We start from the raw sequence: 13,010 nt of genomic DNA, 5'->3' as shown, positions 1-13,010 counted from the left end.
GAATGCGGATTTCCGGATGCTCGGCGCTCGTCACCGGCGGCGCCTCCGGCCTCGGGCTGGCAACGGCACGCGAACTCGCCGCTGCCGGTGCGCACGTCATCGCGCTCGACCGCGCGGAGCCGCGCGAGCCGGTGGACGGCATCCAATTCGTGCAGGGCGACGTCACCGATGAGGCGCAGGTGCGCGCGGCGATCGGCGCCGCGCGCTCGCCGCTGCGGGTGGCCGTGAACTGCGCTGGGGTCGCGACAGCGGAGCGCACGCTCGGACGCGAGGGGCCGCAGCCGCTCGAGAACTTTGAGCGCGTCATCCGGGTCAACCTGATCGGCACCTTCAACGTGACCCGCCTCGTGGCCGAGGCGATCGCGGCGACCGAGCCGGATGAGGGGGAGCGCGGGGTGATCGTGAACACCGCATCCGTCGCCGCGTTCGACGGTCAGGTGGGGCAGGCCGCATATTCGGCGTCGAAGGGCGCGGTGGCCGCGATGACGCTGCCGCTCGCGCGGGAGTTCGCGCCGCGGCTAATCCGGGTGATGACGATCGCGCCGGGCATCTTCGACACGCCGATGATGGCCGGGCTGCCGGAGGCGGCGCGCGAGTCGCTGGGGCAGCAGGTGCCGCACCCGTCGCGGCTGGGCCGGCCCGAGGAGTACGCCCTGCTCGTGCGGCAGATCATCGAGAACCCGATGCTGAACGGGGAGACGATCCGCCTCGACGGCGCGATCCGGATGGCCCCGAAGTAGTCATCGAGTCGGGAGTTATGGCCGCTTTGGCGCGCTCAAAACGGCCAATACTCCCGACTCAATGTGGGTGGGTTCTCAGCCGGGCAGGAACGACAGTCGCACCGAGCGCACCGGGTTGTCCACATTCAGGTCGACGAGACAGATGCTCTGCCAGGTGCCGAGCGCGAGCGCGCCGCCGAGCACCGGAACGCTCGCGTACGGCGGGATGAGCGCGGGTGCGACGTGCGAGCGTCCGTGGCCGCGGCTGCCGTGCCGGTGCACCCACCGGTCGTCCGCGGGCAGCAGGTCGTCGAGCGCCCGCAGTAGATCGGTGTCGCTGCCGGCGCCGGTCTCGATGATCGCGATGCCGGCGGTGGCATGCGGCACGAACACGTGCAGAAGCCCGTCGCCTTCGCCGGCGACGAGATCGGCGCACTCGCGCGTGATGTCGAGCACCACCTCGCGGTCGCCGGTCGTGAACTGGATGGTCTCCGAGCGCATGCATCCATGCTGACAGAGTCCCCGGCGGTCAGCGCCCGAACGAATGTGCCCGCTTGTTATTGATGCGCCCTTTACAGCAGGCGCATCGATAACAAACCGGAGCATCGATGAGCAGGGAGCGTGAATGGGGTGCGGAAGACTGGTCGGATGCCGGTCATCGACATCACGGACCTCTCCGACCCGCGCCTGGCCGACTTTACGCGCGCGAACGATGTCGCACTGAAGAAGGCACGCGGCACGGGGCACGGGCTGTACATCGCCGAGTCGGCGCTCGTGCTGGAACGGGGACTGCGTGCCGGCCACCGTCCCCGATCGGTGCTCGCTCTCGGCGGCACTGTCCACGAGGCCGTCGCCCTGGTTGGTGACGACGTGCCGGTGTTCTCCGGGCCGGGCGAGCTGCTCGCCGAGTTGACCGGGTACGCCCTGCATCGCGGGCTGATCGCGTCCGTGCACCGTCCGCCGCTGCCAGCCCCGGAGCAGCTGCTTGCAGCCGCCAGCCGCGTGGTGATCCTCGAGAACGTCGTCGCGCCCACCAACGTCGGCGCGATCTTCCGCTCGGTCGCGGGAATCGGCGCGGACGCGGTGCTCATCACCCCGCGCTGCTCAGACCCGTTCTACCGTCGCGCTATCCGGGTCAGCATGGGCACCGTGCTGCAGGTGCCGTGGACGCGGGTCGGCGACTGGGCGTCCACGCGCGAGCTGCTCACCGCATCCGGATTCCACCTTGCAGCGCTCGCCCTGACCGACGATGCTGTCAGCCTGCGCGAGTTTGCACCGCCCGAGCGGCTGGCGCTCGTGCTCGGCACCGAGGGGGACGGGCTGACCCCGGATGCGATCGCCGCGGCGGACACTGTCGTGCAGATCCCGATGCGGCACGGCATCGACTCGCTGAATGTCGCCGCGGCGGCCGCCGTCGCCATGTGGGCGGTCGGCGAGTAGCCGCGCGCATTCGCTAGCCGTAGGTCGACCCTGAGAGGTCGAAAAGAGGCCTTCCGGGGCGCACGAAGGGCAGTTTTCGACCCCTCGCGAGGTTCGGGCGCTGACCTCGAGTTGCCTAGTTCCGCCCCGGTTTTGCGCCTGAAAGGGGGCGAAAGTGGGCAACTCGCCACACACCGCCCCCGAGGGGTCGAAAAGAGCCCTTCCTGGGCGCACGAAGGGCAGTTTGCGACCCCTCGGAACTGCTAGGCCACAAGCGGGCGACGGTGCAAGGGTCAGGCGAGCAGCTGGTGCTCCGCGAGCGCCCGGTACAGCGGTGTCGAGTCGACCAGCTCGTCGTGCGTGCCGACACCGACCACCCGCCCGGCCTCGACCACGACGATCTGGTCCGAGTCGACCACCGTCGACAACCGGTGCGCGATCACGATCAGCGTGCGGTTCTGCGCAACGGCGTCGATCGCGTCCCGCAGCAGTCTCTCGTTGAGCCCGTCGAGCGAGGACGTCGACTCGTCCAGCAGCAGCACCGGCGGCGCGGCCAGCAGGGTCCGCGCGATCGCGAGCCGCTGACGCTCACCGCCGGACAGCATCACACCGTCCTCGCCGACCGGCGCGTCCAGCCCGCGCTCGTCGCGCTCGAGCACACCGGTCAGGTTGACCGAGCGCAGCACCTCGACGCAATCGGCATCCGACGCATCCGGAGCGGCAAGCAGCAGGTTGTCGCGCAGCGAGCCGGCCAGCACCGGAGCATCCTGCTCGACATAGCCGATCTGCGACCGCAGCTCCGTGCGGTCGAGGCCGCGGATGTCCACCCCGCCGAACCGGATCACCCCGGAGGTCGGGTCGTAGAACCGCTCGATGAGCGCCAGGATGGTGGACTTCCCGGCACCGGATGGCCCCACCAGCGCGGTGCGCTTGCCGCGCGGGGCGGTGAAGGAGATGTTGTGGAGGACGGGGCGGGGGTCGCTGTCGGGGCTGGTTTCGAGACGATCGCTTCGCGATCCCTCAACCAGCGGAGTGGAGTTCGAAGCGCCGTCAACCGACGGGGATGTCGCGGCACCGTCAGCCGGAGGCGCGGCCGGGTACGCGAACGACACGTCCTCGAAGCGGATCACGTCGTCGGTCTCGATCGCCGCGGCCGGCACGATCCCGGCATCCGCCTCGGTCTCGCTCGGCAGGTCGATGATCTCCTGGATGCGGCCGAGCGCGCCGAGCGCCTGACTCACTGACGTGATCGCGCCGAACGCCTGCCCGAGCGGGCCGATCATCAGGAACAGGAACAGGATGAACGACACCAGCGTCGCCAGCGTGATGTCCCCGGTGGCGACCCGGTACCCGCCGACGCCGATGATGGTCAGGAACGTTACCTGCAGCGCGATGCCCGCCACCGGCACCACCAATGCCGACACCTTCGCGAGCTGGATGCCCATCCGGTAGGCGCCGCGCGCCTCCTCATCGATCGCATCCGCTTCCCGCTCGGTCGCGTTCGCCGCGCGCACCGTGCGGATCGCGCTCACCGCCCGCTCGACACTGGCCGCGAGGTCGCCGACCTTGCGCTGCTGCTTCTGGCTGACGACCCGGATGCGCGAGCTCAGCCCGATCACGAGCGCCAACGCGATCGCGATGACGAGCAGGGTGATGCCCAGCAGCACCGCGTCGAGGATGAGCATGGCGATCAGAGCGCCGACGAAGATCAGCGCGCCGCCGACCGCGTCGACGAGGCCCTGCGTCATCACCGCGTAGAGCATGGTGGTGTCGCTGCCGACCCGGGAGACCAGGTCGCCGGTGCGGCGGGTGTCGAATTGGCTGATCGGCAGGTGAAGCATCCGGCGCACGAGGGAGCGGCGCGCGTCCAGCACGATGCCGGTTCCGGTGCGCTGCAGCAGGTAGTGCTGGAATCCGCTGATCACCGCCGCGGCGACCACGAGCGCGGCCAGCCACCAGATCAGCGAGCCGAGATCCCGCTCCTGCTCGACCAGCGCGATCACCTGGGCCACGAGCAGCGGTTGCGCGAGGGATGCGGCTGCCCCGACGATGCTCAGCCCGATCACCCCGGCCACGACGCCCTTGTGGGCGAGGATGTACGGCAGCAGCTGCGAGAACTTGGCGCGGGGACCCTCCGGCACGTCCTTGTTCCTGCGTCGCCCCGGCCGGGCATTCGTGGTGCTCATCGTCTCTCTTCCATCGTTTCAGCTGCGTCCGTACTTCTTGTGCACCGCCTGCTTGCTGACCCCGAGCGCGCTCGCGATCATCTGCCAGCCGTACCCGCCGTTACGCGCCTTGCGCACCAGCGCCGCCTGCTCCCGGTCGAGGTTCGCGTGCAGCTCGGCGAGTTCCTCGCGCCGCCCGGCGAGCGCCCGGAGCTCCGTCAGCGGGTTGGGTTCCCGCTCGGCGCTCGCGGTGTGCAGCGGCTCGGACATGCCGTCAACCTTAGTTGACAATCGCACACTCGTCAACCGAGGTTGACAGCCGTCGATCGGACCCGCGAAACTGCACGAACCCGCGCTCTGAGCGCCCTAAGCGCAGGTTTCCGCAGTCTCGCCGGAGGCATGCAGGCGGATGCTGCGGCGAGAGCACGAGCTGCGCGTCACGCGGATGTCGGTGCCGCAGTCTATGCTTGGCTCCCGTGCCAGAAGCAGTCATCAGCGCGAAGAATCTCGTCAAGAAGTACAAGGATTTCCCGGCGGTCGATGGGATTTCCTTCGACATCGCGCCCGGTGAGTCCTTTGGCTTCCTCGGACCGAACGGTGCAGGCAAGTCCACCACCATGCGCATGGTCGGTGCGGTGTCCACGCGCACCGCGGGCGACCTGTCGATCATCGGGCTCGACCCCAACCAGAACGGTCCGGAAATCCGGTCTCAGCTTGGGGTCGTGCCGCAGGCGGACAACCTCGATGCCGATCTCAAGGTGCGCGACAACCTGATCATCTACGGCCGCTACTTCGGGTTCCCGCGCAACTACCTCGGCCCGAAGGCGGACGAGCTGCTCGAATTCGCCCAGCTCACCGACAAGGCGAAGTCCCGCGTCGATGACCTGTCCGGCGGGATGAAGCGCCGCCTCACCATCGCGCGCGCGCTGATCAACAACCCGCGCATCCTGCTGCTCGACGAGCCGACGACCGGTCTCGATCCGCAGGCGCGGCACGTGCTCTGGGACCGGTTGTTCCGGCTCAAGGAGCAGGGCACAACCCTCGTGCTCACCACCCACTACATGGACGAGGCTGAGCAGCTGTGCGACCGACTCGTCGTCATCGACAAGGGGTCGATCATGGCTGAGGGCACTCCGGCGTCGCTCATCCGCCAGTACTCGACCCGCGAGGTGCTCGAGCTGCGCTTCGGCTCCGACCGCAACGCCGCAGTGGCCGAGCAGATCGCCGGTATCGGTGATCGCATCGAGGTGCTGCCCGACCGCATCCTGATCTACAGCGACAACGGCGAGGCTGAGCTGCAGCGCGTGACCGAGGCAGGGTTGAACCCGATCACCTCGCTCGTCCGCCGGTCCAGCCTGGAGGACGTGTTCTTGCGGCTCACCGGAAGAAGCTTGATCGAATGAGCATCGACGTTTCCCTCGAGCGCGCCAAGGAACAGGCCGTCGCTGGCGGTGTGAAGCCGCGCCGATTCGGCGGCTGGTACGTCGCCGAGCACCGGCTGATGGTCATGCGCTCCTACCTGCAGACCATGATCGCGACCGGCATCGGATCGCCGCTGCTCTACCTGTACGCGCTTGGCGTCGGGCTCGCCACCATCGTCGACGCGAACGTCGGTTCCGAGCAGGCCGCGGTCACCTACCTGGTCTTCGTCGCCCCAGCGCTGCTGTGCAGCGCGGCACTGACCACCGCCACCGAGGAGTTCAGCTACCCGATCATGCTCGGGTTCAAGTGGAACCCGACCTTCTTCGGCATGAACTCCGCCCCGCTCACCGGCCAGCAGATCATCAACGGCGTCGTCTACGCGGTCATCATCCGGATGCTCGGCCAGAGCATCGTCTACTACGCGTTCATGCTGCTCTTCGGCGCGGTCCCCAGCCCGCTCGGCTGGCTCACCATTCCAGTCGCGACCCTCACCGGGATGGCTGTCGGCACGCTCATCATGGCCTACGCCACCCACCTCGACGAGGATCGCGGCCAGTTCAACTACGTGATGCGCTTCGGCGTCATCCCGATGACGCTGTTCTCCGGCACGTTCTTCCCGCTCGAGACGCTGCCGTCCTTCCTGCAGTGGATCGGGTGGATCTCACCGCTGTGGCATGGCGTCGAGCTGTCCCGCGTGTTTGCGTACGGCCTCGACGAGCCCGGATGGCTCACCGCCGTGCACGTCATCTACCTGATCGCACTGACTGTCATCGGCTGGGTGGTCGCCCAGCGACTCGCGGTGAGGAGGCTGAACAAGTGACAACCATCGAGGCGCCACCCGTCGCGCACGTCAACCGTCCGTTCCTGCTGCCGTCGCTGTACGCGGGCAACGCACGCTCGGTGATGGAGCGCGCTGTGAAGGCCACGGCGAGCTCGAACTGGCTGATTGTCGTATCCGGCTTCTTCGAGCCCGTCTTCTACCTGCTCGCGATGGGCATCGGGTTGGGCGCGTACATCGGCACGATCCAGACCGCTGGCGGGCAGGAGATCCCATACGCCGCGTACATCGCGCCGGCGCTGCTCGCGGTCGCCGCCATGAACGGCGCGATCTTCGACTCGACGTGGAACGTCTTCTTCAAGATGAACTTCGGCAAGCTGTATGACGGGATGCTCGCCACTTCGCTCGGCCCGTTCGACGTCGCGCTCGGCGAGATCATGATGGCGCTCGCGCGCGGTCTCGCCTACGCCTGCGGGTTCATGCTCGTGATGCAGGTGCTCGGGCTGAACCTGTCCTGGACCGCGATCCTGGCGCTACCGGCCGTGCTGCTGATCGCCTTCGGCTTCGCGAGCTTCGGGATGGGCATCACGAGCTACATGAAGACGTTCCAGCAGATGGACTGGATCAACTTCATCCTGCTGCCGATGTTCCTGTTCTCGGCGACCTTCTACCCGCTGAGCGTCTACCCGGAGTGGATCCAGTGGATCATTCAAGCGATGCCACTGTGGCACGGCGTCGAGCTGATGCGCGGACTCACCACCGGGATCATGACCGGCGGGATGATCTGGCACGTGCTCTACTACGTCGTGATGGTGGTTGTCGGGCTGACCCTGACGACGCGCAGGCTGAAGGCGCTCTTCCTGGAGTGACGCCTGGGGACAGCTAGACCAGCACCGCGATCGCGATGTTGGCGACGGTCAGCGCGCCGATCAGCCAGACGACCCACGACGCGACGTTCTGCCGGCGCCGGTAGATGAACACGAGCACCGTGATGACGATCAGCACCGCGAGCTTGATGCCGATCTTCATGTGGTTGACGTCGCCGTCGCCCATCTCGGCGATACCGACCATCAGCAGGCCCGTGACCAGCTGAGTGAGTACACCGTGGAACATCGCCGGGTTCACAACGGCTTTGCCAGCAGCAAGCGGCCGGAACTGCACCATCACTCCTCCGAGCAGCGAGGCGAGACCGACGAAGTGCAGGATGAGCAGGATGTTGTACGCGATTTCCATGCCTCAATCCTCCCAGACATGCGGAAGGCGCAAGGACCGTGGTGGTCCTTGCGCCTTCCGGTGCTGCTAGAGGATCGGGTTGTCCAGCGGGAACACGTTCAGCGCCCACAGTACGAACAGCGCGAGTGCCGCGAGAGTGCAGAGGGCGAGAAGGATGCGGGGGCCGTTGAACTTCATGGCTCCAACATTATCGGTCGATGTCGATGTCGCGGGTCTCCTTGCTGATCAGCAGCGAGACGAGCGTGAGGACGCCGGATGCCGCGAGGTAGACCCCGACCAGCACCGGGCTTCCGTCGGCGACGCCCCACAGCCAGACCGCGATGAACGGCGCGACTGCTGCCCCAAGGATGGAGCTCACGTTGTACGAGATGCCTGATCCGGTGTAGCGCACGTTGGTTGGGAACAGCTCGGGCAGCAGCGCACCCATCGGCCCGAAGGTCATGCCCATGAGCGTGAACCCGATGATCAGCCAGGCCATGACACCGGCGAAGCCGGCACCGAGCAGCGGCACCCACACCAGGCCGAACGCGATGATGCCGAGCGTCACCCAGATGAGCGTCTTGCGGCGGCCATACCGGTCGGCCAGCGGTCCGGAGACCAGGGTGAAGATACCGAAGAAGACCACGCCGACGATCATCATCAGCACGAAGGTCGTGTAGCTGTAGCCGAGCCCTGGAAGCTGGGTCGCGTCCGCAGGCTCGATCGGCGCACGCCCGTAGCTCAGCGAGAACGTGGTCATCAGATAGAACAGCACGTAGGTGGCGAGCATGAAGAACGTGCCGAGGACCAGTTCCCTCCAGTTCTTGCGGAACACCTCGGCCAGCGGCAGCTTGACAACCTTGCCGGACTCGACCGTCTTGGTGAACGCGGTCGACTCGACCAGCCGCAGCCGCACCCACAGGCCGACGATGACCATCACAGCGGAGAACAGGAAGGGGATGCGCCAACCCCACTCGAGGAACGCCGTCGACGGCATCGACGGGTCAGCTGACGGCAGCAGCGCGGCGATGATCAGGAACAGTCCGTTGGCGATGATGAAGCCGAGCGGGGCGCCGAGCTGCGGGAAGGTGCCGTACCAGGCGCGCTTCCCCTCAGGGGCGTTCTCGGTCGCGACGAGTGCGGCACCGCTCCACTCGCCGCCGAGGGCGAAGCCCTGCGCGAGGCGCAGCAGCACGAGCAGCAGCGGAGCGAACCATCCGGCGATCGCGTAGGTCGGCAGCAGGCCGATCAGGAACGTCGCGATGCCCATGGTGAGCAGTGCGGCGACCAGCGTGGTCTTGCGGCCCACCTTGTCGCCGAGGTGTCCGAAGAAGATCGCGCCGAGGGGCCGGGCGACCATCGCGGCGCCGAAGACGGCGAAGCTGGAGAGCAGCGCGGTGGTGGCGTCACCGGCCGGGAAGAAGAGGTGCGGGAAGACGAGAACTGCGGCAGTCGCGTAGACGTAGAAGTCGTAGAACTCGATCGTGGTGCCGATGAGGCTCGCGAGGATGACGCGCGATCGGGAGTTGGCTGGTGCGGATGCTTGTGTGACGGTCGTGGATGACAAAAGAGGGATCTCCGGGGAGCGAGGAAATGGCCCACCCAAGCCCGTCGCAGTTGCGCGAATAAGAGGACTCGGGCAACGGCGCTCGGGTTAAGGCCCGCTTGTGGCGGCCAACCGGGTTAGTGTACCCGCTCGAAATGGGAGCCCCGTCTCGGCCCCCACAGCGGGCATGAGTTCACCACCCGATGCCCGAGTTGCCCACTTTCGCCCCTGAACCAGGCGCCAGGAGGGGCCGAAGTGGGCAGCTCGCATCCTGAGGGGATGGCTAGGCGCGCACCTCGCGCAGGGCGACCGCCGTGGCGAGCGCCGCTGACGCAGCCTCGGCGCCCTTGTCCTCCTGTGAGCCGGGCAGGCCAGCACGGTCGATGCCCTGCTGCTCGTCATCGAGGGTGAGCACGCCGAACCCGACCGGCTTGCCGGTGTCGAGCGCGACGCGAGTGAGCCCATCCGTCGCCGCCGCGGACACGTACTCGAAGTGCGGTGTGCCGCCGCGGATGATCACGCCCAACGCGACCACCGCATCCGCGCCGCTCTCCAGCGCCGCCTTGCAGACGACCGGCAGCTCGAAGCTGCCAGGGACGCGGATTTCGGTGACCTCTGCCCCGGATGCATCGAGCACCCGGTGCGCACCGGCAAGCAGCCCGTTCGTGATCTCTTCGTGCCAATGCCCGGCGACGATGGTCACCTTCAGGCCGGTGCCGTCGACCTCAATGTCGGGGGTGCCTGCTCCACTCATGACGGGTGTCCTTCCAGTTCGATAAGGGCAGAGACGTCCTCGGGAAGGAGGTGTCCCATGCGATCCCGCTTGGTGCCCAAGTAGGCCTCGTTGTGCTCGCCGATGCCGACGACCAGCGGAACGCTCTCAGAGACGTTCATGCCCCGGTCGCGCAGTTGACGCGCCTTCTCCGGGTTGTTGGTGAGCAGGCGCACCGACTCGACGCCTATGTGGTCCAGCATCGCGACGGCAGCGCCGTAGTCGCGCGAGTCGGCAGGCAGGCCGAGGTGCAGGTTGGCGTCGAGAGTGTCGAGGCCCTGCTCTTGCAGCTTGTAGGCCTTGAGCTTGTTGACCAGCCCAATGCCGCGTCCCTCGTGGCCGCGGAGGTAGATGACAATGCCGCCCTCGCGCTGGATGTGCTCGAGCGCTGTGTCGAGTTGCGGCCCACACTCGCACTTCATGGAGCCGAATGCCTCACCGGTCAGGCACTCCGAGTGCACCCGGACGAACGGGTTCGCGCCCAGCTCGCCGGCGATGATGGCGACATGGTCGGCGCCGGTGACCCGGTCACGGTAGGCGCGCATCCGGAACATGCCGTGGATGGTGGGCACGTTGGTCTCCACCTCGAAGATGACGCGTCCGGACTCCGGGATACTGGTGGCTTCGTCGACGATGCCCTCGCCGTGGGCGTTGAGGTACTCGATCAGCTCGGCGATGGTGACGACCACGAGCCCCTCGCGCTCGCCGAACTGCAGCAGAGCGGGCAGGCGCATCATCTCGCCATCGTCCTGCACGATCTCGGCGATCGCGGCCACAGGGTGCAGCCCGGCGAGCTTCATCAGGTCGACGGATGCCTCGGTGTGGCCGTCGCGTTCGCGCACGCCGCCGTCAACCGCGCGCAACGGGATGACGTGGCCGGGGCGGCGCAGGTTGCCCGGTGTGGAGGCCGGGTCGGCGAGAACCCGGAGGGTGTGTGCACGATCGGAGGCGGCGATGCCGGTGGTGTTGCGGTCGGAGGCGTCCACCGTGATCGTGTAGTTGGTGCTGCGCGGGTCCTCGTTGGTGGGCACCATGATCGGGAGGTCGAGGCGGTCGGCGATCTCGTTTGTCATCGGCGCGCACACGAAGCCGGAGGTGTGGCGGACTATGAAGGCCATCCACTCCTGGCTGGCGAGCTCGGCCGAGATGATGAGGTCACCCTCGTTTTCGCGGCCCTCGTCATCGATCACGATGATCGGCTTTCCGGCGCGGAGCTCCCGGAGGGCGCTGGGGATGTCGGCGAGGCTCATGGCTGAGTCCTTTCGGTGAACTGGAGCATCCGCTGCACCTGACGCGCGACGATGTCCGTTTCCAGATTGACCTTCTCGCCGGGCTTCTTGGTGCCGAGCGAGGTGGCGGTGAGGGTTTCGGGGATCAGGGAGACTTCGAACCAGTCGTCGCCGACGTCGCTCACGGTGAGTGAGATGCCGTCGAGGGCGATGGAGCCCTTACGGGCGACCAGCGGTGCGAGTTCCGAATCGAGGCTGAAGCGCAGGACGCGCCAGGCGCTGCCGTCGGTGATGGTGAGCAGTTCGGCGGTGCCGTCGATGTGGCCCTGCACGATGTGCCCGCCGAGTCGGTCGCCGAGCGCGGCTGCGCGCTCGATGTTGACGCGGTCGCCTGGTTGGGGCTGCTTGAGGGTGCTCATCCGGATGGTCTCCGCCATGACGTCGGCGGTGAACCAGTCGGCGCCCTGGTCGATCACGGTCAGGCACACCCCGGAGACCGAGATCGAGTCGCCGTGACCGGCATCCGACACCGCCAGCGGTGCGCGCACCGTGATGCGGGCGGCGTCGCCCGAGGGCTCCCACGCGAGGATCTCGCCCTGCTCTTCGATAATTCCGGTGAACACTCAGTTGCCTTCCTTGTTGGCTTCGTCTTGCTGCTCGAGTCGTTCCTGGTGGTCGAGACCCCCTCGGTGGTCGAGCCTGTCGAGACCCGGCCGCGCCACCATCAGCATGTCCTCGCCCAGCTGCTCGATCTCCCTCAACTGCAGCCGCCGGGCCTCGCCGAGGGTGGAGGCGCCGATGTCGCCGATTGCGACCCGCGGGCCGCCGATCAGCACCGGCGCGATGAATACCGCGTACTCGTCGACCAGCCCGGCTGCCACGAATGCGCTGGCGAGTGTCGGCCCGCCCTCGACGTACGCCGAGCGGATGCCTGCGGTGAACAGTTCGCGCAGCATCACCTCGAGGTCATGGCCGGGGAAGTGCAGCACGTCGCGCGGGTGCTGCAGCACGCGCGCGTCTTCCGGGATCATTCGCTCGCCGACCACAACCGGGATCGGCTGCTCGGCCAGGAACTCGCCCGCATCGCCGCGTGCGGTGAGCGATGGGTTGTCGGCGAGCACGGTGCCGATGCCGACGACGATCGCGTCGTGGGCGGCGCGTTGCTCGTGCACGCGCTGGCGGGCGGCTGCGCCGGTGATCCACTGGCTGGTGCCGTCGGCGGCGGCGGTGCGTCCGTCCAGGCTCGCCGCCCACTTGAGTGTGACGAACGGCCGGCCGGTGCGCACCGCGGTGAGCCAGCGGTGCATGAACTCGCCGACCTCATCTACGAGCAGTCCGCCCTCGACCTCGACGCCGGCTGCGCGGAGCCGGTCGCTGCCGCCGCTCGCAACCGGGTTCGGGTCGGAAACCGAGTAGATGACGCGGGCGACGCCGGCGTTGGCGAGTGCCTCGGTGCACGGCCCGGTCAGGCCGGTGTGGTTGCACGGTTCGAGAGTGACGATGGCGGTCGCACCGCGGGCCTGCCCGGGGGACAGTTTCGCGAGGGCGTCCGCCTCGGCGTGCGGGGTACCGGCGCCGCGGTGCCAGCCCTCGGCCAGAATGTCGCCGGTGGGGGAGATGATGACGCAGCCGACCTGGGGGTTCACGCCGGGGCGCGGACCGCGCGCGGCGAGAGTCAATGCGTGCCGCATAGCTCGCTCGGTCGTGTGGTCGATCATCCGGTCCCTCTAGTCCCTGTAAGTCAAGAG

General features: G+C 67.7%; 14 protein-coding genes. 5 read left to right on the top strand and 9 right to left on the bottom strand.

Annotated features, from left to right (window positions below):
* The first annotated feature begins 2 nt into the window (after nt 1-2).
* On the top strand, nt 3-740 hold the full coding sequence (locus HGK58_RS00485; RefSeq protein WP_168625609.1) for a 3-hydroxyacyl-CoA dehydrogenase: 738 nt from the start codon (nt 3-5) through the stop codon (nt 738-740).
* Nucleotides 741-815: 75 nt separating this feature from the next.
* Here the strand turns inward: HGK58_RS00485 and HGK58_RS00480 are convergent, their stop codons facing one another.
* On the bottom strand, nt 816-1,220 hold the full coding sequence (locus tag HGK58_RS00480; protein ID WP_168625608.1) for a YjbQ family protein: 405 nt from the start codon (nt 1,218-1,220) through the stop codon (nt 816-818).
* A 147-nt stretch (nt 1,221-1,367) separates the two neighbouring features.
* Here HGK58_RS00480 and HGK58_RS00475 point away from each other — a divergent pair, with 147 nt between their 5' ends.
* Entirely contained in the window at nt 1,368-2,159 is a 792-nt protein-coding gene (locus tag HGK58_RS00475) for an RNA methyltransferase (protein WP_168625607.1), read from the top strand.
* A 272-nt stretch (nt 2,160-2,431) separates the two neighbouring features.
* On the opposite strand, the gene HGK58_RS00470 is transcribed toward HGK58_RS00475, so the two are convergent.
* Nucleotides 2,432-4,324: an ABC transporter ATP-binding protein gene (locus tag HGK58_RS00470; RefSeq protein ID WP_168625606.1), complete on the bottom strand. Its 1,893-nt coding sequence runs from the start codon at nt 4,322-4,324 to the stop codon at nt 2,432-2,434.
* A gap of 18 nt (nt 4,325-4,342) precedes the next feature.
* On the bottom strand, nt 4,343-4,573 hold the full coding sequence (locus HGK58_RS00465; protein ID WP_168625605.1) for a hypothetical protein: 231 nt from the start codon (nt 4,571-4,573) through the stop codon (nt 4,343-4,345).
* Nucleotides 4,574-4,779: 206 nt separating this feature from the next.
* On the opposite strand from HGK58_RS00465, the gene HGK58_RS00460 reads away from it, so the two are divergent.
* The 3 genes from HGK58_RS00460 to HGK58_RS00450 are packed head-to-tail and all read left to right on the top strand — an operon-like array spanning nt 4,780 to nt 7,372.
* On the top strand, nt 4,780-5,706 hold the full coding sequence (locus tag HGK58_RS00460; RefSeq protein WP_168625604.1) for an ATP-binding cassette domain-containing protein: 927 nt from the start codon (nt 4,780-4,782) through the stop codon (nt 5,704-5,706).
* Nucleotides 5,703-6,545, top strand: coding sequence for an ABC transporter permease (locus HGK58_RS00455; RefSeq protein ID WP_168625603.1), 843 nt, complete (start codon nt 5,703-5,705; stop codon nt 6,543-6,545). Before HGK58_RS00460 ends, HGK58_RS00455 begins: the two co-directional genes overlap by 4 nt.
* Nucleotides 6,542-7,372, top strand: coding sequence for an ABC transporter permease (locus HGK58_RS00450; protein ID WP_349236082.1), 831 nt, complete (start codon nt 6,542-6,544; stop codon nt 7,370-7,372). The genes HGK58_RS00455 and HGK58_RS00450 overlap by 4 nt, the downstream gene beginning before the upstream one ends.
* Before the next feature lie 13 nt (nt 7,373-7,385).
* Here HGK58_RS00450 and HGK58_RS00445 read toward each other — a convergent pair whose 3' ends face one another.
* From HGK58_RS00445 to ribD, 6 genes are all read right to left on the bottom strand, one after another.
* Complete coding sequence (locus tag HGK58_RS00445; RefSeq protein ID WP_168625601.1) at nt 7,386-7,736, bottom strand: hypothetical protein; 351 nt, start codon at nt 7,734-7,736, stop codon at nt 7,386-7,388.
* Between the two features lie 187 nt (nt 7,737-7,923).
* Nucleotides 7,924-9,282, bottom strand: a complete 1,359-nt coding sequence (locus HGK58_RS00440; RefSeq protein WP_168625600.1) for an MFS transporter — start codon at nt 9,280-9,282, stop codon at nt 7,924-7,926.
* Nucleotides 9,283-9,544: 262 nt separating this feature from the next.
* A complete protein-coding gene (gene ribH, locus HGK58_RS00435) occupies nt 9,545-10,015 on the bottom strand; it encodes a 6,7-dimethyl-8-ribityllumazine synthase (protein WP_168625599.1) in 471 nt (156 codons plus the stop codon).
* Entirely contained in the window at nt 10,012-11,283 is a 1,272-nt protein-coding gene (gene ribB / locus HGK58_RS00430) for a 3,4-dihydroxy-2-butanone-4-phosphate synthase (protein WP_168625598.1), read from the bottom strand. The genes ribH and ribB overlap by 4 nt, the downstream gene beginning before the upstream one ends.
* Nucleotides 11,280-11,885: a riboflavin synthase gene (locus tag HGK58_RS00425; RefSeq protein WP_168625597.1), complete on the bottom strand. Its 606-nt coding sequence runs from the start codon at nt 11,883-11,885 to the stop codon at nt 11,280-11,282. Before HGK58_RS00425 ends, ribB begins: the two co-directional genes overlap by 4 nt.
* The gene (ribD, locus tag HGK58_RS00420) at nt 11,886-12,980 is read right to left on the bottom strand and encodes a bifunctional diaminohydroxyphosphoribosylaminopyrimidine deaminase/5-amino-6-(5-phosphoribosylamino)uracil reductase RibD (RefSeq protein ID WP_227411696.1); all 1,095 of its coding nucleotides are present in this window, start codon (nt 12,978-12,980) and stop codon (nt 11,886-11,888) included. It abuts the gene before it with no gap.
* Between the last annotated feature and the right edge of the window lie 30 nt (nt 12,981-13,010).

Source organism: Cryobacterium sp. BB307 (genome assembly GCF_012274275.1).
Classification (GTDB): domain Bacteria; phylum Actinomycetota; class Actinomycetes; order Actinomycetales; family Microbacteriaceae; genus Terrimesophilobacter.
Note: the sequence above shows the minus strand (reverse complement) of the source record. Positions and strands in the feature narration are given on the sequence as shown.